Annotated in this window: 17 protein-coding genes, 1 pseudogene and 1 other annotated feature; of the genes and pseudogenes, 3 read left to right on the forward strand and 15 right to left on the reverse strand. The window is 44.0% G+C overall.

Annotation, left to right across the window (positions count from 1 at the left end):
* Positions 1-3: 3 nt before the first annotated feature.
* The 10 genes from E0485_RS19120 to E0485_RS19160 form a co-directional block, all read right to left on the reverse strand.
* Positions 4-969 carry a hypothetical protein gene (locus tag E0485_RS19120; protein ID WP_132419680.1) on the reverse strand — a complete coding sequence of 322 codons (966 nt, stop codon included), beginning with the start codon at positions 967-969 and terminating at the stop codon, positions 4-6.
* Positions 962-1459, reverse strand: a complete 498-nt coding sequence (locus E0485_RS19125; RefSeq protein ID WP_132419681.1) for an RNA polymerase sigma factor — start codon at positions 1457-1459, stop codon at positions 962-964. Before E0485_RS19125 ends, E0485_RS19120 begins: the two co-directional genes overlap by 8 nt.
* 153 nt (positions 1460-1612) lie before the next feature.
* Complete coding sequence (locus E0485_RS19130) at positions 1613-2962, reverse strand: MATE family efflux transporter (protein WP_132419682.1); 1350 nt, start codon at positions 2960-2962, stop codon at positions 1613-1615.
* A 132-nt stretch (positions 2963-3094) separates the two neighbouring features.
* The gene (locus E0485_RS19135; RefSeq protein ID WP_132419683.1) at positions 3095-3964 is read right to left on the reverse strand and encodes a MerR family transcriptional regulator; all 870 of its coding nucleotides are present in this window, start codon (positions 3962-3964) and stop codon (positions 3095-3097) included.
* Positions 3965-4054: 90 nt separating this feature from the next.
* Positions 4055-4165, reverse strand: coding sequence for a DUF6254 family protein (locus E0485_RS25550; RefSeq protein WP_235857634.1), 111 nt, complete (start codon positions 4163-4165; stop codon positions 4055-4057).
* Positions 4166-4251: 86 nt separating this feature from the next.
* Complete coding sequence (locus tag E0485_RS19140) at positions 4252-5025, reverse strand: Cof-type HAD-IIB family hydrolase (RefSeq protein WP_132419684.1); 774 nt, start codon at positions 5023-5025, stop codon at positions 4252-4254.
* Between the two features lie 139 nt (positions 5026-5164).
* Positions 5165-6238: an ABC transporter substrate-binding protein gene (locus E0485_RS19145; protein ID WP_132419685.1), complete on the reverse strand. Its 1074-nt coding sequence runs from the start codon at positions 6236-6238 to the stop codon at positions 5165-5167.
* Positions 6235-7038, reverse strand: coding sequence for an ABC transporter permease (locus E0485_RS19150; RefSeq protein WP_132419686.1), 804 nt, complete (start codon positions 7036-7038; stop codon positions 6235-6237). Before E0485_RS19150 ends, E0485_RS19145 begins: the two co-directional genes overlap by 4 nt.
* Positions 7039-7836: an ABC transporter permease gene (locus E0485_RS19155; protein WP_132419687.1), complete on the reverse strand. Its 798-nt coding sequence runs from the start codon at positions 7834-7836 to the stop codon at positions 7039-7041.
* Entirely contained in the window at positions 7829-8932 is a 1104-nt protein-coding gene (locus E0485_RS19160; protein WP_132419688.1) for an ABC transporter ATP-binding protein, read from the reverse strand. The genes E0485_RS19155 and E0485_RS19160 overlap by 8 nt, the downstream gene beginning before the upstream one ends.
* 264 nt (positions 8933-9196) lie before the next feature.
* On the opposite strand from E0485_RS19160, the gene E0485_RS19165 reads away from it, so the two are divergent.
* Both E0485_RS19165 and E0485_RS19170 read left to right on the forward strand, forming a co-directional pair.
* Entirely contained in the window at positions 9197-10411 is a 1215-nt protein-coding gene (locus E0485_RS19165) for an MFS transporter (protein ID WP_132419689.1), read from the forward strand.
* Between the two features lie 236 nt (positions 10412-10647).
* Positions 10648-12393 carry an alpha-glycosidase gene (locus tag E0485_RS19170; protein ID WP_132419690.1) on the forward strand — a complete coding sequence of 582 codons (1746 nt, stop codon included), beginning with the start codon at positions 10648-10650 and terminating at the stop codon, positions 12391-12393.
* 58 nt (positions 12394-12451) lie between these two features.
* On the opposite strand, the gene E0485_RS19175 is transcribed toward E0485_RS19170, so the two are convergent.
* The 4 genes from E0485_RS19175 to E0485_RS19190 form a co-directional block, all read right to left on the reverse strand.
* Positions 12452-14014 carry an alpha-amylase family glycosyl hydrolase gene (locus E0485_RS19175; protein WP_132419691.1) on the reverse strand — a complete coding sequence of 521 codons (1563 nt, stop codon included), beginning with the start codon at positions 14012-14014 and terminating at the stop codon, positions 12452-12454.
* Positions 14011-14856 carry a sugar ABC transporter permease gene (locus tag E0485_RS19180; protein WP_132419692.1) on the reverse strand — a complete coding sequence of 282 codons (846 nt, stop codon included), beginning with the start codon at positions 14854-14856 and terminating at the stop codon, positions 14011-14013. The genes E0485_RS19175 and E0485_RS19180 overlap by 4 nt, the downstream gene beginning before the upstream one ends.
* On the reverse strand, positions 14853-16160 hold the full coding sequence (locus E0485_RS19185; protein WP_132419693.1) for a carbohydrate ABC transporter permease: 1308 nt from the start codon (positions 16158-16160) through the stop codon (positions 14853-14855). The genes E0485_RS19180 and E0485_RS19185 overlap by 4 nt, the downstream gene beginning before the upstream one ends.
* Before the next feature lie 95 nt (positions 16161-16255).
* Positions 16256-17575: a sugar ABC transporter substrate-binding protein gene (locus tag E0485_RS19190; protein ID WP_328591326.1), complete on the reverse strand. Its 1320-nt coding sequence runs from the start codon at positions 17573-17575 to the stop codon at positions 16256-16258.
* A 585-nt stretch (positions 17576-18160) separates the two neighbouring features.
* Here E0485_RS19190 and E0485_RS19195 point away from each other — a divergent pair.
* Positions 18161-19177 (forward strand): annotated as a pseudogene (locus E0485_RS19195) (LacI family DNA-binding transcriptional regulator).
* Positions 19178-19257: 80 nt separating this feature from the next.
* Here the strand turns inward: E0485_RS19195 and E0485_RS19200 are convergent.
* Complete coding sequence (locus E0485_RS19200) at positions 19258-20601, reverse strand: sodium-dependent transporter (RefSeq protein ID WP_132419695.1); 1344 nt, start codon at positions 20599-20601, stop codon at positions 19258-19260.
* A gap of 138 nt (positions 20602-20739) precedes the next feature.
* Positions 20740-20964, reverse strand: a binding site (T-box leader).
* Positions 20965-21005: the final 41 nt, after the last annotated feature.

Raw genomic sequence — 21005 nt, forward strand, 5'->3', positions numbered from 1 at the left:
TCTCTATGGTATGTTTGGGTTTGTTTGTTGTGGCTCATAGGCAGGGACAGTAACCTCAAAGCCATCAAAAAGCTCAGTAAAATCCGATATGAATTGCTTTGTTAGATAATATCGATTGTCACCGATAGAGACAATTCCAAGTTCCGGAATGATATTTATCTCAACGCTAGTTTTATCAGCAAGGTGAATCCTTAGTAAGAAAGAGTTGCCACTCGACTGTGCTTTCCCGATAGCCATATAATCTTCCTCTTTTAAATCTGAAGCGAATACAGATTGTGCAAGTTCCTCAATCAACCCTTGAACCGTCTTATGACGACCAATGATGCCTTTGGACTCCGTACCACTAAAATTGAGAAGTTCAATTTGCTTAGCCGATTCGCTAAGGCCAGTATTCGTGAAATACTCACTTGCAGAAACAGGAGAATTGTCAGAGTGCCCTACGAATTGGGCCATGTAGTAATTGTCCTGATAAACTACTGCGATTCGAAAAGCAGAATTATATGCTGGGATTTGGTACAATGTGCCCCCGACAGCAAATGTAGTGGAGAGATCTTCATCTACTTTGAGCATCTTTCCAGCTTTGCGGTCGAGTAAAATCTCATGATTCAGCGTTCCAAGTTCTTCGGTTAGCGGCACCTGAGAAAAATCGAATTGCGCGCCATTGTTTATAAATTCATAACGATTACCGCTGTAGTTGAAATACTTGCGCATGAAGTTACTTGTCGATGCTGACATAGGCTGCGCCTCAATCTGTGAAATCACTGGCTCAAGCGTGAAACGTGGAATAATCACTAGCAGTGCGAATACAGCGCAAATGATGCATAAAGCTGGAATAGCAAATCTCAAGCGGCGTTTCAAGGTGCTCTGTTGCCGAGATGATCGGTTGATTATAGCGCTCAGCATTTTGCTCTGCTGTTCGTCAGTTGGGCCAATCTTTGAAATGCTGTGGATCAAGTCTTTTTCATTCACCAGATTCACCTCCCAACTTGAGCTTCAGCATTTGCCTTGCAGTATGTAGTTGTGATCGTATAGTCGATTCTTTAATACTTAGCAAGCAGGAGATCTCTTTGGTGCTGTAACCCTCATAATAAAATAGAAATATGGGGAGACGGTATTTAAGGGATAGCGATAACACCTGCTCCAGCACCTCGTCATGCGTATCTAGCTTTGAAAACACTTGTGGGTCAACGTCATCAATTGATGTTCGGAGTCTTCTCCACCAGTGTTTTAGTCTGTTTTTGCACTCGTTTCGAGACGTGACAATCAGCCATGCCTTCTCGTGCTCCACATCTTCAAATACCTTATTAGACTGTATCAGCTTCACAAATACGGTTTGTGTGGCATCCTCGGCGTCTTGAGGTTTTTTAAGCAGCATATAACATACCTTATACACGGTATTCACATGACGGTGATATACTTCGGTGATCTCCTTGCCCGTACGCTGCAAGGTACTTTCCACCGTATATACCTCCTTTCACTTATAACACAATCGGGAAGCCCGAAATGTTGGGTTACTTATAAAAAAAATTTAAAGTAGAGGATATGACTCCTCTACCACGCATGTTTAAAGCATTCATTTTGACCTACTCTCTACCATATGCTATTGAAACTCTTAAGCCTTCCTCAAGCTAACTTCCTTAATCTTATCACGATTCATCACCAATACACCGAGCATCGTTATTGCTTCAGCAGCGACGGGAACTAGCCAGATACCGTTCACACCAAGCCATTTCGGCAGAATCCATAACAAAGGTAAGACAAGGATTAAACCACGGCTTAGGATGATCATAGTAGATTTAGCGGTCTGCCTGATGGACTGATAGTACTCTGCATATACAATATTGAAGCCTAGGAAGAGGTATTGCAAGAAGAACAGGCTGATTCCATTAATCGTTAAGGTTAATAAGAAGTCATTCTTTACATCAAACAGCATTACAATATATTCTCCAAAGAACAATCCAACTAAGACAGCGATCACTCCAAATATTAATGCCGTCAGAATCGCAATCCGCAGCGCAGACTTCAATCGATCGAACAACTGAGCTCCATAATTAAAGCTTGCCAGCGGCTGCAATGCAGCCCCCACTCCAAAGAAGATGAGCAGCGCCATGGAGTGAACACTGTTCACCATTGCAAAAGCAGCAACTCCCGTCTCCCCCGCATTGTGGATGAAAGCCAAATTAAATCCTATCGTAATGATCGCAACAGACATCTCAGTAACAAAACTCGGAAAACCAATAATGAGAATATCCTTCACAATCTTCCACTTAAAATGCAATTTCGACCATTTCAAAACGCTATTCTTTCGAAAGAAATGAGCCAATAATACAACAAACCCAATCGCCGCAGATATTATGGTCGCTAGAGCTGAGCCTTCCACACCCCAACCATAAATAAAAATAAATACATAATTGAAAACGATATTCAATAGCGCGGTCAGAATAAGTCCCAGCATCGCAAGCTTGGGGTTACCGTCATTGCGAATAAATATGCTTAGCACATTCTCCAGCACATAGATGATACCGAATGTCAGCAGAATGTTTAAATAATCAAGGGTATAAGGTAGTATCACCTCATTGGCACCGAAAATATTGGCCAAATCCTCTAACCGCCATAAGCATATGACCATTAAAATGCCTACGATCACCACAGCTAAAATCATCGACTGAGAGAAGATCGATCTTGCACGATCCACTTTATTTTCACCTAATGCGATTGAATATAAGGTGGCTCCCCCCATCCCAATCCATAAGGAAATCGAGAAAATAATTGAGAACGCTGGCAACGCTACATTGACACCCGCGAGTGCATGTTCGCCAACGCCTCTGCTGACCATGACACCATCAATAATAATATTAACAGACATGAGCAGCATACCCAGTACGGCAGGAATCAGATAGGATACGAACAGCTTATGGACACTCTTGTTTCTTAAATCTTGATGTACCGTTTTTTGTTGCATACAAATTCCCCTTTTCTTGTTGCTCACTACAGTCTAAACCCTCAAGTAACTTGAAGGTCAATAGATGAAGAATAAAAAAAGCACCTGATATCCGGTTATCAGTGCTTCTGGCAATAAACAATCTTATGCTATTCAGTTAGCAGCTGAATCGTTTAATAGGTGTACAGGAATTTGAATTTCCGTGATATATTCTTCCGGATCTCTTGTCATGGAGAAATCAACAACGCAGAGCTCAATCGCATCTCCGATAATTTTATACCCCGCTTCATCAATTTCCTGAAGCAGCAATTTGTATGTATGCTCCGTCAGTTCATAAGGACCATGATGATTCATACAGATAAATAGTCCTTCAGTAATCGAATCGAAATAATCCGCATCATAAATAACATCATCAACATCATTCAGATGTAAAAATACACTACTATACGCTTGAAATTGCCCGCGAATAAGCGCTTCCTTGGCAACGGTAACACCAATGGCTCCCGTATACAGCATAATTTCACTCAGACGACCGTCTTGCAGAACTGAATTCTGCAACGTATGTATGCTTAATTCAAACATTTCATCTGTAGCGTTCGGTACGATCCCGATTGCAGCTATCTTTCGTTGAGGAAGATGTTTAAAGAAAACCATATCCTTCGGGGTATCCATCCCCTCTTCGATGATCTCAATGCCGTTATTAATTTTATGCAGCATGTATTCAATTTCTTTTTGCTTCCGGATCATTAGTTCCTTCTGCTGCACAAGCAACTCCAATGCATAAGAAGGTGTTCGCTTATCCATGTAGTGTTTAATATCCTTAAGTGAAATATTCAGATGCCGCAAAAATTTAATTTGATCCAATGTAGAGAACTGGTCAATTGTATAATAACGATATTGTGTATGCGGATCAACAATCGACGGGTGGAAAATCCCCTTCTCATCATAGTAACGCAAGGTTGATTCAGATATGCGATGCATTTTGGACATTTCACCAATAGTAAATCTCGTATTCGTTAGCATGTTGCTGATCTCCAATATATCTTAGAATGATAAGGAAAAGCCATGCCTTGACGCCAAGGCATGACTTTAATCGAATGGATGATTAAGTGATTATTCCACAGTCTCCGAAATTTCCTTCAAAGATCGAATCTTGCCGTGAGGATTCTGAGTTTGTTTACGCAGTTTAAATTCGCCTTCTCTACGACGCTTTGATTTGGACATACTGCAGCTCACCCCTTCTACTCATCTGATCGATACCTTTATAGGGTGATACATCCCTTACTTGATTATGCTCAATAGTCATTTCCTTATAATAGCCCAACTAACTGCAATCCATATAAAATACCATCATCATCAACATGCTTAGTGACATATTTGGCAGCAGCTTTCACAGCATCAGGTCCATTGCCCATCGCTACACCGTGACCTACAAATTCCATCATTTCGAGATCATTTAGTCCATCCCCAAAAGCATATACATTCTGACGATCAATACCAAGCTTCTCAATCATTTTCTGAATGCCATTCGCCTTGGATCCATTAGCAGGCATAACATCCATCGAAACCGGATGCCACCTAACAAACTTCAGTTCCGGGAATTCTGATCTATAGGTTTCCTCATACTCTTCTGTACAGAATACCATCATTTGGTAAATAATGCGATTCATATAGTAAGAGGGATCATAACTTGGCATTGCAGTCTTCAAAGGAGCAAGGCTAGTTTCAACCAGGATATGCTTATCCATATTGACTTTCATATCTGTTCGATCCGAATAAATCAAAGGATGATCATTACCTGTAGCATATTCCATGAACGACTGCAGCAAGTCAGGTCGAATCGGATTTCCATAAATAAGCTCTCCTTGATGAACGACTACTTGACCATTAAGACTGACATACGAATCAATGTTTAGTTCCTTGCGTATATCTTCGAACATAAATGGAGCTCGTCCAGTTGCAATGGCGACTTCATGACCTTTTCCACGCAAATCTGCAATTGCTTGCTTTGTTGAAGCTGGCAAATGCTTCTCTTCATCCAATAACGTACCATCAATATCAAAAAATATCATTTTCTTATTCATGTTGTATCCCCGCGTATCTTAATTGATATTTATGTTAGTATTCCGCTTCTGCTTAACATGCATAACAAAAAAAACGAAAGCGGCCCTTGTCTCCAAGTATACCGCTTTCGGCTATTTAAGTGCTATAACATTACTCATTTTATTTGCGATGCATTTTGAATTCTAAGAACAGATCATTATAGTGGGCCAGCATGCGTTTACCAAGATTATCGTATACCTCAAGCTTATTTGTAATCTCTTCATCTGGATAAAAGCGCTCATCGGTCGCTCTTTCTTCTGGAAGATACTCTAATGCTTTGCCATTCGGTGTCGAGTAGCCAACATATTCTTCATTCTGCGCTGAATTCTCAGGATCTAGCATAAAATTAATAAATTTATGCGCACCATCAAGGTTCTTAGCTGTTTTCGGAATAACGATGTTATCGAACCAGACATTAGAACCTTCTTCTGGGATGACATAATCCATTTTGTCATTTTCGTCCATAATCTCAGAAGCATCACCTGACCATACAAGACCAACAGCCGCTTCTTCATTAGCTAGCAGCATTTTGATCTCATCCCCTACAATCGCCTTCACATTCGGTGTAAGCTCCTGTAGTTTAGCTTTAGCTTCTTGCAGATGCTCCTCATTCGTATCATTCAGCGAGTAACCTAGGCTATTTAGTCCCATTCCGATGACTTCACGTGCACCGTCAAGCAGTAGAATTTTGTTCTTCAAGCTTGGATCCCAAAGATCATTCCAGCTCGTAAACGTCTTGCCATCCACTAAATCAGGGTTATACACAATCCCAACCGTTCCCCAGAAATAAGGAATGGAATATTCATTACCCGGATCAAATGATAGGTTAAGGAAACGATCTGTCACATACTCGAGATTCGGAATCTTCGAATGATCAATTGGAATCAGCAGATTTTCTTCTTTTAGCTTGCTTATCGCATATTCAGAAGGAATCGCAATATCAAATGTTGTTCCACCCTGCTGAATCTTTGTCAACATCGCTTCATTCGAGTCGAAAGTCTGGTAAATGACTTTTATTCCTGTTTCTTCTTCAAATTTCTTGATTAAATCAGGGTCAATATAATCTCCCCAGTTATAAATAACGAGGTTATCTCCACCTGTATAGCCTTCCGATTTATTCAGATACGAGGTTAAATACATCAAGCCGAACGCGATAACGAGCACAAAAATAAGAGAACGCGTCAGTTGTTTCATTCTTTAACCCCCACTCCGTTAAGCTTGGATCTGCGCTGATTAATAAAGTAATATCCAACCACAAGCGCTAAAGTGAATAAGAAAATGATCGTTGACAGTGCGTTAATGGATAGTGAAATCCCTGCACGGGCACGGGAATAAATTTCTACCGATAACGTTGAGAAGCCATTGCCTGTCACGAAGAAAGTAACCGCAAAATCGTCCAACGAGTATGTTAGTGCCATGAAGAATCCTGCAAAAATACCAGGTCTGATAAACGGCAAAATAACTTTCGTCAGTACATCTCGTCTGGAAGCTCCAAGATCAAGCGCCGCATCAATTAGCGTTGGGCTCATATCCTGCAGCTTAGGCAAGATCATAATCACCGCAATCGGAATACTAAACGCAATATGTGACAGCAACACAGATGCAAAGCCGAGCTTAATCCCAATAATCGTGAAGAAAATGAGGAAAGATGCCCCGATAATAACGTCTGGACTTACAATCAGAACATTGTTCAGTGCAAGCAGCATATTTTTGTTCCGTCTTCTGCGAACATTCACAATAGCAATAGAGCCGAAGATCGCAATAATCGTTGCGATCGCCGAAGATAAGAGCGCGATAATTACCGTGTTAATCACGATGATAATTAAACGAGTATCCTGAAATACATCTTCATACCATTTAAACGTAAAACCCTCAAACGTATGCATATTACCAGCACTGTTAAAAGAAAAGATGAGCAAATAGAAAATTGGCGCGTATAAAACGACAAACACGAGCAATAAATAAATTTTGCCTAATACTCCTGTACGCTTCATCTATTTCACCTTCTCTCTGCCGCTAGTTACGATCATGATGAGCACCATTGCAATAATGAGGAACACAGCTATCGTCGAACCCATTCCCCAGTCTTGCGTAACGAGAAAATGCTGCTCAATCGCGGTTCCCAGCGTAATGACACGGTTACCTGCCACCAGTCTTGTAATCATAAACAAGGATAACGCAGGAATAAATACGGCCTGACAGCCGGACTTAACCCCATCGAGTGTCAATGGAAAAATAACACGACGGAATGTGGTCCACGCTGAAGCCCCAAGATCGCGAGACGCATCGACTAATCTTGGATTGAACTCTTCTAATGCATTGAAAATCGGCAAAATCATAAACGGTATGAAAATATAAACCGATACGAATAGGAAGCTGAAATCGGTAAACAAGATTTGCTGTGTCCCGATTCCAAGAAACTCAAGAAACTTATTAGCCGCTCCATAAGTTCCGAAGATCCCTAAGAACGCATAAGCTTTGAGCAATAAATTGATCCATGTTGGCAGAATGATCAGCAGCAGCCAGAGCTGTTTATGCTTGGTTCTGGTTAGCAAATACGCTGTTGGATAAGCAACCAGCAAGGAGAATGCTGTGATCAGAAATGCATACCAGAATGAACTCAATGTCATTTTTAAATAAACAGGTGTAAAAAATTTCGCATAATTCGTCAGGGTGAAACTGCCTTCCACATCAAAAAACGAATAATACAAAATCATCAACATCGGCGCGACAACAAACAACACAATCCAGAACGCATAAGGAACTAGATAGAGGTTACGTGACTTATTCATCGTCGTTTGCCTCTTCATACATCTCTAGTCGTTTGTCGAACTCTTCCTCCGTCTCGCCAAAACGCATAACGTGAATCGCTTCAGGTTCAAAATAGAGGCCAATCTCTTCCCCTACTTGTGCCTTCTTGGTCGAGTGTACGAGCCATTCATTATTCGATGAATCGTAGCAGCTAATCTCATAGTGTACGCCGCGGAACAATTGTGTATCTACACGCACTTGCAGCTTGCCTTCACCTGCAGGCTTGATCTCCAAGTCTTCGGGACGAATCACGATCTCTACTGGCTCATTCTTCCCTAGACCACCATCCACGCATTCATACTGCTTGCCCGCGAATTCAACAAGATAATCCTCTAGCATGCGTCCTGGCACAATGTTAGATTCCCCGATAAAATCTGCAACGAATCGGTTAATCGGTTCATCATATATATCAGTTGGCGTACCAGACTGTTGAATCTTTCCTTGGTTGAGGACGAAGATCTCATCTGACATCGCCAAAGCTTCTTCTTGATCATGTGTAACAAAAATAAACGTAATCCCTAAACGCTGCTGAAGCTCACGCAATTCATACTGCATCTCGGTACGAAGCTTAAGATCAAGTGCGGACAAAGGTTCATCCAGCAAAAGAATCTCAGGCTCATTCACAATCGCTCTAGCGATCGCAACACGTTGACGCTGACCGCCTGACATCTCCCTAACTTCTCTTGACTCATAGCCTTCCAAGTTAACGAATTTCAGCGCTTCTTTCACTTTCGTTTCGATAAGTGAATTCTTCATTTTCTTAATACGTAGACCGAAAGCTACATTCTCAAATACATTCAAATGCGGAAACAGAGCATAGTCCTGAAAAACCGTGTTCACCTGACGTTCATTGGCAGGTACCCGATTAATTAACTTCCCGTTAAAATAAATATTACCTTCGGACGGCTCAATAAACCCCGCGATCATGCGGAGAATTGTCGTCTTTCCACAGCCAGATGGACCTAATAATGTATAAAACTTGCCTCGTTCGATTTCGAAGCTGACATCGTTTAATACCGTCACATCATCATAATTCTGGCTCACGCTCTCAAAGCGTATGATCGTATTATCTTCCATTTCTTCCTCCCTAAAAAAACGTACTCGAGCGACAATAGTTCCCTGTATTTGAATATCATCAATTCTATATTATAACTGAAATCGACAGCATGGGAAGAGCTTATGTAATATTACTAAAATTCCCGTAAAATTCTGCTGTAAACCATCAGTTTGTGAAATACATAAAATCGACATAAAAAGGAATATTTCGAATAATAAATAATTATTTTTCTATGATTTAATAGATACTATCGTGCTTACAATCTTATACAACGAGGTGTCGCCATGAAGGAATGGAAAAATGCAAGCTTATTAATCACAGGAATCGGAATGTCGAACCTTGGGAATTGGATTTATTTTATCGCACTGAATTTAACCATCTTGAATCTGACAGGTTCCGCAGCCGCTGTGGCTGGACTATTTGTCATTAAACCAATTGCCCTGCTCGTAACAAACTTCTGGTCAGGAAGTGTGATCGACCGTGTGAACATTAAGAAGCTCATGATCTGGGTCGATGTGATTCGAGGTGTACTCATCTGTATCATTCCCTTTATCACTACATTGTGGATGATTTATGGCATGATCTTTATCATCCAAATTGTTGGTTCTGTGTTCGGACCTAGCTCAAGCATTTATATTACGAAAGTCGTTCCTTCTGAAAACAGACAACGATTCAACAGCTTCATGAGTATGACGAACTCAAGCGCATTCTTGTTAGGACCTGCTCTCTCAGGCGTCCTGATTATGCTTGTTGGGACCGAATTATGTATCTTTATTAATGGTGTGAGCTTCTTCCTGTGCGCTTTATGCATTAATTTCTTGCCTAATATCGAAAGAGATGTGGCTAATGGGCGTGAACGTATTAAGTTAAAGGTATTAATGAAGGACTGGCAAACAGTAGCGCAGTTCGCTCGTTCAGCGAAATATTTTATCTCCATCTATATCTTGTTCCAAAGCGCAATGCTCCTTGGATTTGCAGTGGACTCGCAGGAAGCTCCATACATTAAGCAGCATTTGCTGCTGTCTGACCAAGAATACGGGCTTATGGTCAGCGTTACAGGCATTGGATCCCTTACTGGCGCTTTTGTCTCTGCACTGCTTGGCAAGCGAATCGCCATTCGCTGGTATATCAGTCTGGGCATGCTGCTGACAGCCGTCTGCTACGTACTCTTCTACGCCTCTTCCGGCTTCATTAGCGCAACGATTGCCTTCATCCTGCTCGGCTTCTTCATGTCCTTTGCCAGCACAGGCTACACCACCTTCTACCAACAGCATGTGCCAACCGACCTCATGGGCCGATTCGGTAGTCTCGCTGATATGGTGCAAGGCAGCATACAGATCGTGTTGACGCTCTTGCTAGGATTACTTGCAGATGTCTTCTCGCTTCAGCTCGTATGCTTGATTTTCTCAGGTATAGGCGTATGGGTGAGTTTGGTATTGTGCTTGAGGGTTGTGAGTGGAAGGAAGAGGGAGCTAGCGAGTGATGGAGTGAATATCTGAAGTTTTAAAGGAATCGAAATCAATATAGCAATGTTGTCAGGTTTCGATTATAATGATGATAATCGAAAGGCAATGCTTACCTTGCAGTGAAACCAAAGGTACAACCTCGAACGCGATGCGGATGAGGCTGTGCCTTTTTTTGTTGTCGCGAATCTTAAGCCCATGCTTCCGATGCGAGTTTTGCTCGGTAAGCAGGTGCTTACGCTAAAGCAAAACTTTGAGGAGGTCATTACGAAATGGAATTGGAAGCAATTTATCACAGACCGAAGTTGAATTGGTCGTACGCTCGCGACGAACGCACCGTCCATGTGCGCGTCCGCACCCGTAAAGACGATATGAAGTTGGTAACGCTTATTGTCGCCGACAAGTACGTCTTCGAGAGCTCGAAACAGGAAATCCCGATGCGAAAGCTGATTTCCGACGCACTGTTCGATTACTGGCAGGCTGAAACGACGCCGCCTTATCGCAGGCTATGCTACTCATTCAAATTTACGGACGGGGAAGAGACGGCATGGCTTACAGAACGCGGGTTTCAAGCCGCTACGCCTGTAACCAATATCGGAATGTTCGAGTATCCGTTCTTGAATCCAGCGGACATCTTTACGCCTCCAGCATGGGTGAAAGACGCCATATTTTATCAGATCTTCCCTGAACGGTTCGCAAACGGCGACCCTGCCAATGATCCGGCAAACGTACTTCCCTGGGGAGGCAAGCCGGAATGGAATTCATTCTTCGGGGGCGACCTGCAAGGCGTAATGGACCATCTGGATCATTTAAATGAGCTCGGCGTGACGGCGATTTATTTTACCCCGGTGTTTGAAGCGACAACTAACCATAAATACGACACCCAGAATTATTTGAAGGTCGACAAGCATTTCGGAGACAACGCCTTGCTGAAGCGGCTCGTCGACGCCTGCCACGAGCGTGGTATCCGGGTGCTGCTCGATGCGGTGTTTAACCACGCCGGCGGCACGTTCGGGCCGTTTCTCGACGCGAAGGCAAAAGGCGAGTCTTCCGAATACGCCGATTGGTTCCATGTGAAGGAATGGCCGCTGCGCGTAGAAGACGGTGTACCGACTTACGACGCGTTCGCGTTCGAGCCGCATATGCCGAAGCTTAACACGGAAAACCCAAGCGTCAAAAAATATTTTCTCGACGTAGCCCGTTATTGGATCGAAGAAGTCGGCATCGACGGCTGGCGGCTGGATGTCGCGAACGAAGTCGATCACCGGTTTTGGCGTGAGTTCCGCGATACGGTCAAGGCCACCAACCCCGAGGCTTACATTCTGGGGGAAATCTGGCACGACTCGATGATGTGGTTGCAAGGAGATCAGTTTGACGCTGTCATGAACTACCCGTTCACGAACGCCGTGCTCGACTATTTCACGAAACGGCTTACAGATACGGAGCAGTTCGCCAGCGAGATCGGAGCGCTCATCGCCGCCTTCCCTGAGCAAGCGACTATATCGGCGTTCAATATTTTGGACAGCCACGACACGCCGCGCCTGCTCACCCAATGCGGCGGCGACCACGCTCGGATGAAGCTTGCAGCCCTGTTCCAATTCACTTATCCAGGCGTTCCGTGCATTTATTACGGGGACGAAGTCGGTCTCGAAGGCGGCGCCGATCCGGATTGTCGCAAATGCATGGAGTGGGACCCAGTGAAGCAGGATGCCGACCTGTTCCGTTTCTATAAGGAACTCATCGAACTGCGCAAACGGCATTCTACGCTTCGAACCGGGGAATTCCGGTTTCTCCATGCAGAATCGGGCGACATGCGGCTCGCTTACGAGCGCACCAATCAGGAGGAGCGCCTGATCGTGGCGATCAACAACAGCAAGCGGGCGCGAAAGCTCGTCCTCAAAGGCTGTGGATCTGAGTGGCGCGACGCTTGGACTGACGCCACCGTTCCATCGACAGGGAATCGACTGGAGCTGACGTTGCCTGCATTTGGCTATCGCGTGCTTAAGGCAGATAATTAAAATTCTGTATAACTACAAAAGCCTCCAATCCACTCAAACAGTGAACTGGAGGCTTTTGCTATTTTAATATCGCGGATGCATAAGGCGGAAGTTTCAGCTCACTTCCGCTCAGCTCGATTCCTTCAGAGCTCGCGAGCGTTACTTTACCGAATGCTTTCTGATCTTGTGGAACGGCGACCTTCACCGTCTGTTCGCTTCCGGACATGTTATGAACGACGAGTACCCGCTCCTTCTCAGCGGTTCTCAAATACGCAGTAACCAGCGCATTACCCGTAGTAAACTCGTCTATTCCACCCGTCCGAAGCAGCGGCTCCCTCTTGCGCCAATCGATCAGCATTTGGTACGTGTACCAGAGCGAGCTTTTATCGCTCTTCGAAGCGGATACCGTAACTGGGTCCTTCACGTTATACCTCGAGGTCTCCCAGCGCGTTTGGCCTTTATCGCCTTCTTCGCCCCACAGCATCGGCTCGCGGATATATTCATCCGGCTTCATGCCTTTCATGCCGATTTCTTCGCCATAATACATATACGGCGTTCCGGGCAGCGTCATGAGCATTGCGGCAGCCGTCTTAGCGTGATTCAAATCACCCTCCAATTCACTCATGACCCTGTTTTGGTCGTGATTCGTTAGGAATGGGGCATCCGCGATTTTCCCGCCCGTATATTTCGCGTACAACCCATATGTACGATTCAACGCGAAGGCGATATCGGCGTCCGTCTCTCGGGAAGCGGCGCTGACGAGCTTTTTGGCCAAATCAAAATTAAAACCTTCATCAAGCGCTTGTTCGAGGTAAGGTGCGATCACGACCGGCGAATCCCAAATTTCTCCGACCACGTACGCATCTTTTTTCACCTCATTCAATCCATTGCGGAACTCCTGCCACCATGCCACGTTTTTTTGCTTCGTTTCAGGGCTTGCGGCAGTCGATTTGAAGTCTTCGTTTACATGTTTGGCTGCGTCTAGGCGAAAGCCGTCAACCCCTTGCTTCAGCCAAAATTGACCGATCTTTATCATTTCAGAACGTACCGCGGGCTCATCAAAATTCAGATCGGGCATCCCCTCCCAGAAAATGCCGAGATATCGACTGCCGCCAAGGTCATGCCACGGATACGCCCCTGTCGCTCCGTCAGCAGGGAGCTTCGTATTCTCGCCCTCGTTCCATATATACCAATTGCGATACGGATTGTCTTTCCCTTTGGCCGAATCCACAAACCATGGATGCTTGTCGCTCGTATGGTTCGCCACGAAATCAATAATGACACTAATGCCGCGTTTATGGGCTTCTTCCGTCAGCTGCTTTAAATCGTCAAGCGTGCCGTAATCGGGATTTACCGTATAATAATCCGTGACGTCGTAACCATGATAGCTCGGCGAAGGATGAATTGGCATCAGCCAAATTCCGCTTACACCGAGTTCCTGCAAATAATCCAGCTTCATCGTCACGCCGCGCAGATCGCCGATCCCGTCACCGTTCGAGTCGTAGAACGATCGCACGAAGATTTCATAGAACACGCCTGATTTCGCATCCTTATTATTTAAAACCTGCGAATTGCAGCCGGCTATCATCAAACTAAGCGCAACGACCATCCATATCCATGTCCAGAAACACCTTCTTCTCATCCTTTATTCGCTCCAGCGGTCAAGCCTTCTACAAGGAAACGCTGCAAATACATGAACAAGAGGGTGATTGGCACAGCAACGAGCACGCTGCCTGCAGCGAACAGTGTAAAGTTGCTATTCTGCTGGGAGTTCACCATATCCCACATCCCGACTGCAATCGTCCATTGTTCCTTAGTACGCAGTACTGCTCTTGCAAAAATAAAGTCACCCCAAGCACCTGTAAACGTCGTCAGCATTACATAGACGAGCATCGGTTTGGACAGTGGCAGCATAATCTTTGTGAACACCTGCATATGGCTTGCACCGTCGATTCGAGCAGATTCCTCGATGCCCTTCGGAATAGAGTCGAAGAAGCCTTTGACGACGAACGCGCCAAGCCCCGCTCCCGCCGAATACACGAGTACGATGGCAGTATGGGTGTCGAGCAAATTCAGCTGCATAAGCAGAATGTAAATGGCTATCAAGCTCATAAAGCCTGGAAACATACCGATGACAAGGATCGCGGTCATAGTTATCTTGCGGCCTTTGAACCGGAATCGGGACAACGAATAAGCTGTCATCAAAACAAGTGCAGAACTAAACAACATGGTAAGAAAAGCGATCTTCAGCGTGTTCAAGTACCATCTTCCAAACATGATGCTTGTCGAATTAAATAGTTCGGAATAATGTTCTAGCGTGAGCTTTTTTGGGAGAAAAGTCGGGCTAAAAAGCGCGGTTCCCGGTCTCATCGAAGATACAATGACCCAAAGCGCTGGATATAGGCAGCAGATGGCGATAATGGTAAGCAGAATGTAGCTGAAGGTTAAGCGAATTAGGTTTTCTTTACGACGATTCTTGATCATTGGATAATATCCTCCTCTCGGAAGGATGCAGTTTTTCGGAAGCTCCAGATTGACAAGGAAGCGACCATGATGAAAATAACAATACCGACTGCCGACGCGATGTTGAACTGGCTATTGTCGAGCGTCAGTTTGTACAGCCAGGTTACGAGCAAGTCCGTCGCTCCTGCAAATCTGTAATCGCCGACTTTCGGATCGCCATTAGTCATCAGGTAGATCACATTAAAATTGTTGATGTTACCTGCGAATTGCATAATGAGTACGGGCGCGGTAGCGAACATGACCATCGGCAGCGTAATAACGCGAAATTTCTGGTAGGCGCTTGCACCGTCCACTTCCGCGGCTTCATACAAATCTCTATGAATCGAAGTAAGAATACCGAGAATCAAAATGAGCGAAACCGGAATGCCGACCCACATGTTAACTACAATTACCGTTACTTTCGCCCACAGCGGATCTGTCAGCCATGGAATTTTATCCAGTCCGAAAAAAGCGAGATACTGGTTAATCGGTCCGAATTGACCGTTAAACAAGTTACGCATGACAAGCAAGGAAATAATTTGCGGAATCGCATAGGGCAGGATGAAGATCGTCCGCCATGCCGATTTGAAACGAATGCCTTTTTGCTGAATGAGCAGCGCAACGAGAAGGCCTCCGAAGTAACAGGTCGTCGTCGCAATGATCGCCCATATAACAGTCCAACTGAGCACACCAAAAAAAGTACTGCTCCACATTTTTAATTGAACAAGATCGATATATGTCTGAAATCCGGTCCAGCTGACGAGATTGGCAGGCGGAATATGCTCAGGAGCGAAATAGTTCGTAAAAGAAACCAGAATCATGAAGATAACCGGCATCACGGTAATAAACAAAACGCCAATCGCCGGCAGGATCAGTAATACATAAGGAAATTTGTCGGTTTTATATTTGAACAGCTTGACTCCCGGTGTAAGTTCGCCTTGATCGCAAGCTTTACCTACCTGGTAGGCGTCCCGGACGCCATAAATGTATATCGAAACGAAAATGAGAAATAAGATCAGAACGATAATGCCTTCAATCAGCAAAAAAATGGAATGGTCGCCAGGAACGTTCTTCGTGATTCCGTCGACAAGCACCATCTGAGAAGGAGCCTCTCCAAGCGTATAAATCCCCCAGATAGCATGAGCCAAAGTATTAGAGAAAAACGTAATCCCTAGAATATCGATAAGCAGCAGAATAATGCCCTTCACATACTGACGATTGAAAATTTGCCCAAGACCGAGAACGACCAAGGAGAGAACAGCTGCTTTTACCCGTTTATGTCCCACACCAATTTCTCCTTTCATACAGAACATGCAAAAAATAACTAAGGAATCACCCACCAAACGATTCGCTTGATGGGTAATTCGTTGCTTGAAAAATATTATTTTTTGGCTGTTGCATCCTTAATTTGCTGAACAGCGTTGTCAAGTGCAGCCTTCGCGTCTTTGCCATTATTCCAAATATCTGACATTGCCGCGGCCATCGGTTCCCAAACGCTGCCCATTTCCGGGATCGCAGGCATCGGGTATGAATGTTCGAACTGCTGTAGGAAGCCCGTAACCAGTTCATCGTTCTTAATGATCGGATCTTGCGCTGCTTCTTTATTGGAAGGTAATGCACCTGTCAGTTTGAAATCTTGCATTTGCGCTTCTTTCGTAGATGCGAATCGAGCGAACAGTCTTGCGGCATTCGGATATTTTGAGAATGCGTTGACGTACCAAGCTTTAACACCTGAGAACGATACGGAAGGTTTGCCATCGATAGAAGGAATCGGAGCTACGCCGAAATTCACACCGGATTTCTTGTAATCACCGATCGTCCAAGGACCGTTAATATCCATCGCTAGTGTGCCAGCGGTGAACAAGCCTTTCTTAATATCATAAGTGGCGTCGCCGGATTTCATCGGCAGCAAATCCTTTGCAAGGGAACCATAGAATTGCGCGCCTTTTACAGCTCCATCGTTGTTCAAGCCGATGTCGTTTTTGTCCGTCCCGTTATTACCGAATACATACCCGCCAGTTGTAGCGAGGAATAAATAGTTAAAGTAGAAGTTGCCAGCTTCCCACATGAATGCGTATTTGTTGTTCTTCGGATCGTTGTACGTTTTGGCGAACGCTGTGACTTCGTCGAACGTCTTCGGAGGCGTTTTCACAAGATCCTTGTTATAAATCAACGCATACGTTTCAACCGATTTCGGATAACCATAGAGCTTTCCGCCGAACGATGCCGCTTTCACCGCAACTTCGGAATTTTCTTTAGTCGTCACTTCCCCATAAACGTCATTTGGAAGCACAAGACCAGCAGATACGGCTTTGCCCAGCTGATCGTGCGGCAGCATGACAACATCGGCTGCTACGCCTGCAGGACCGTCGGTCGTCAATTTGCCGATTTGGTCGCCTGCGCCAAGTTCTTCGATCTTCACTTTCACGTCGTATTTAGCCGTGAACTCCTTCATAATTTCTTCCAGGTATGGACGCGCTTCTTTGCTTTCCCAAATGACGAGCGACGCGCCTGCTTCAGGCTTTAATTCATCTGTAACTGGCCCAGGCGTTGCCGATACTGCCGCCGGCGTAGCGGTTGGTTGTGGTGAACTCGAACTCGCTGACGAGCTGCCAGATCCCCCTCCGCACGCTGTTAGTGCAAACACCATTGTCATCGCAGACAACCCGGCTACCATTTTTCTAATTTTTCTAATTTTCACGACAATAAAACTCCCCTCGTCTTTAAAATTGGTTGTTATGTACATTCATATTTCGCTAAATGCTACGAATTTGTTCCCTTTTCGCTGATATTCCCGATGCTTTCCTCCCCTCGATCTCCATATTTTCGCGTTTGGCATGCGAAATGCACCATTGCGCAAACGTTTGTCTTGGATAATCTGACATTAGGCCAAACTAACAGAATTCATTGGACTTCCTTTGATATTCGGGTATATCCGCCAAATGCAAGCCCTTACATTTTGTCTTTATCATAACTGCTTGCTGAAGAATAGGAAAAACGTTTGCGTAGATATTTTGTCAAGATTTTTGCCTATTATCTTCAAATTTCTTAAAATTACTCTACTTTTCTTAATTTATTAAAATTTTCTAATTATTTTTCTCAAATGAAGCCTGCATGCGTTTACAAACCAATAAGAATACGATATTATAATAACAAATTTGCACAAACGTTTGCATAAAATACTTGGCTCGCTCACGATTGCATGAATTAGTGGGATGCGTTAGGATACAAGAAGAAATGGTTATGGTTTAAACAACTAAAAGTTTACGATGGAGCGATGGATGTTATGTCAGTTACGATCATCGACGTCGCCAAACGGGCGGGGGTTTCACCCTCCACCGTATCGCGCGTCATTTCCAATCACCCCCGGATCAGCCAATCGACATCCGATAAAGTGAAAGCCGTCATGGAAGAACTGGATTATCACCCGAATGTGCTAGCCAAAAGCCTCGTATCCAAGACGACGAGCACGATCGGTATCTATTTGCCCAAGCCGGAAGAATTATTTTTGAACTTGTTTTTTCCTGAGGTAATACGCGGCATCGTTGCGCAATCGACTAGAGCCGGATACGACCTCATGATGACGACTGGCGCTGGAGAGTGGGAAGAAGTCGAAGCGATTACTAGACTGGTCAAGGGTAGACGGGTAGACGGCGTCATTTTGATGCATTCACGCAAAAACGATCCCGTCATCTCCTTTTTGCGCGATAACGAGTTTCCTTTCGTCTTGATCGGACGCAATGAAGATTTCGACGACGTGCTATCCGTCGACAACAACAACATACAGGCTGGATATGATGCGACGAGACATTTGATAAACCAGGGACACACCCGAATCGGCTTCGTCAGTGGTCCGCAGAACCTGATCGTTTCGAAGGATCGGCTGCAAGGTTATATGAACGCAATGCAGGAAGCCGGGCTTAAGCCGAATCCCGACTGGTTCGTCGAAGGCGACTTCCTACAAGAGAGCGGCTACCGGGCCATGTCGCTAATAATGTCCATTACAACTAGACCCACAGCACTGGTAGTAACAGATGATATTATCGCGTTCGGTGTCCTCCGCGGCTTGAATGAACTCGGCTATACCGTGCCGAAGGATCTCAGCTTGATCGGCTTCAACAATATTTAGATTTGCGAGCTGGCCACTCCTCCGCTTTCTACGATCGACATAGGTATCTATCAGCTTGGTTATACGGCATCACAATCATTGATCCGCAAAATCAAAGGCGAAACGATTAAACAACCTAACGTCGTCATTCCACACCGCCTTATCGTGCGGGAGTCGTCAATGAACGTAAAATAGCCAGAATCTTTTTGAAAATCGGATAATAATTTTATAGCGAAAAGGCCCTAACATAACGTTATGCTAGGGCCTCTTGTTTTTTAAATCACGCCAATTACATTTAAAAATACGATAATAATGGCAATCGGTGCTATATAGCGAAGTAAGAATAACCATAATATAAATAATTTGTATCCTTTATTTTTACTTACACTCAGTTCTTTCATTAATACATCTTTCTTCATTTTGAACGGTACGAAGATCGCAACTAATAGTACACCAAGTGGCATAAGAACATTACTTACTGCAAAGTCTGCTAGGTCAAAAACCGTTTTATCAAACAATTTCACATCACTTAATACGCCATTTGATAACGCCGATGGAATCCCTACAACAAAGATTAACAATCCGACAATCAAAGCCATTTTTTCGCGTTTCCCTTTACTTTTACCTTTAGTCGTTAAAGAGGCAACGCTTATTTCCAACATCGAAATGGCTGATGTTATCGTTGCAAAGAAAAATAGTAACAAGAAAATAATGAAAAATAATTTTCCAAATGCCATTTTGCTGAAAATCGCTGGCAATACAATAAATAAAAGACCTGGTCCTTGAGATGGTTCCATTCCAAATGCAAATACAACCGGGAAAATAGCAAGCCCTGCAAGCAATGTAATAACAAGTGTTAAACCGACGATAGAAAATGCAGAACGCGGTAAACTTTCTTCTTTCGGCAAGTATGAGCTATACGTTACCATTACGCCTACACCGACAGATAATGAGAAGAACGATTGCCCCATCGCATATAAAACTACTTCAGATGTTACGTGTGAGAAATCAGGTTGTAAGAAGAAACGAACCCCTTCTCCAGCTCCATCTAATGTAAGAGCACGAATAATTAATACAAAGAATAAAACAAACAGTGCCGGCATGAAATATTTATTTACTTTTTCAACACCGTTTTGTACACCTTTACTTACGATAAATATCGTAATAAGAATAAATAATAGCTGTGATCCAACCGCTAAATAGGGATTTGAAATGATTTCATTAAAGGTGGCTTCGTACGCGCCATTTCCTTCCCATAGTCTGCCTGTGATTGCATTCCATAAATATAATAGAATCCATCCTCCCACAACACTGTAGAATGAAAGCAATATGAAACATGTTGCAATCCCTAATTTACCGACCCACTGCCATCGCGTTTTAGGAGCAATTTCTCGATATGCATCGACTACCTCTTTTTGTGTACTTCGTCCAATTACAAATTCCGCTAGTAATAACGGTAAACCAATTAATAAAGTAAATCCGATAAAAATAAGGAAGAACGCACCGCCGCCTCCAATACCGGCCATATACGGGAACTTCCAAATCGCGCCAAGACCTATTGCTGAACCTGCTGCAGCTAAAATGAAGCCTAATTTCGATGTCCATTGCTGTGAATTCATCTCTGTCTCTCCTATCTGTGTTTAAATAAAAATCGTCCCTACGCAAATGCGTAGGGACGATATAATATCGCGGTACCACCCTAGTTATGAAGATACAACAAGAGTAAGACTTAAATAAAAAACGTCCCTACGTAAATACGTAGGGACGATCAATATCGCGGTACCACCCTAGTTGTGAACAAAATTCTTCACCACTTTATTTGATAACGGTATTCACTACCGTCCTTCATTTCCTCACAACGTGAGATTGATGAAAGATGCTCCAGGACGAACTTCATGAATAATCTTTATACTGATTCACACCAACCATCAGCTCTCTGTTATAGGGAGATTTTCACTACTTTACCCTTTCATAGCCCAAGTATTATTTTGTCGAATTGATATTATCAATTTTTATCACATAT

Source organism: Paenibacillus albiflavus, assembly GCF_004344915.1.
Taxonomy (GTDB): Bacteria; Bacillota; Bacilli; order Paenibacillales; family NBRC-103111; genus Paenibacillus_AM; species Paenibacillus_AM albiflavus.

Coding starts and splice junctions, on each gene's coding strand:
- E0485_RS19130 (WP_132419682.1), bottom strand. CDS start 2,962: ATGCAACAAAAAACGGTACATCAAGATTTAAGAAACAAGAGTGTCCAT.
- E0485_RS19135 (WP_132419683.1), bottom strand. CDS start 3,964: ATGCTAACGAATACGAGATTTACTATTGGTGAAATGTCCAAAATGCAT.
- E0485_RS25550 (WP_235857634.1), bottom strand. CDS start 4,165: ATGTCCAAATCAAAGCGTCGTAGAGAAGGCGAATTTAAACTGCGTAAA.
- E0485_RS19140 (WP_132419684.1), bottom strand. CDS start 5,025: ATGAATAAGAAAATGATATTTTTTGATATTGATGGTACGTTATTGGAT.
- E0485_RS19145 (WP_132419685.1), bottom strand. CDS start 6,238: ATGAAACAACTGACGCGTTCTCTTATTTTTGTGCTCGTTATCGCGTTC.
- E0485_RS19150 (WP_132419686.1), bottom strand. CDS start 7,038: ATGAAGCGTACAGGAGTATTAGGCAAAATTTATTTATTGCTCGTGTTT.
- E0485_RS19155 (WP_132419687.1), bottom strand. CDS start 7,836: ATGAATAAGTCACGTAACCTCTATCTAGTTCCTTATGCGTTCTGGATT.
- E0485_RS19160 (WP_132419688.1), bottom strand. CDS start 8,932: ATGGAAGATAATACGATCATACGCTTTGAGAGCGTGAGCCAGAATTAT.
- E0485_RS19165 (WP_132419689.1), top strand. CDS start 9,197: ATGAAGGAATGGAAAAATGCAAGCTTATTAATCACAGGAATCGGAATG.
- E0485_RS19170 (WP_132419690.1), top strand. CDS start 10,648: ATGGAATTGGAAGCAATTTATCACAGACCGAAGTTGAATTGGTCGTAC.
- E0485_RS19175 (WP_132419691.1), bottom strand. CDS start 14,014: ATGAGAAGAAGGTGTTTCTGGACATGGATATGGATGGTCGTTGCGCTT.
- E0485_RS19180 (WP_132419692.1), bottom strand. CDS start 14,856: ATGATCAAGAATCGTCGTAAAGAAAACCTAATTCGCTTAACCTTCAGC.
- E0485_RS19200 (WP_132419695.1), bottom strand. CDS start 20,601: ATGAATTCACAGCAATGGACATCGAAATTAGGCTTCATTTTAGCTGCA.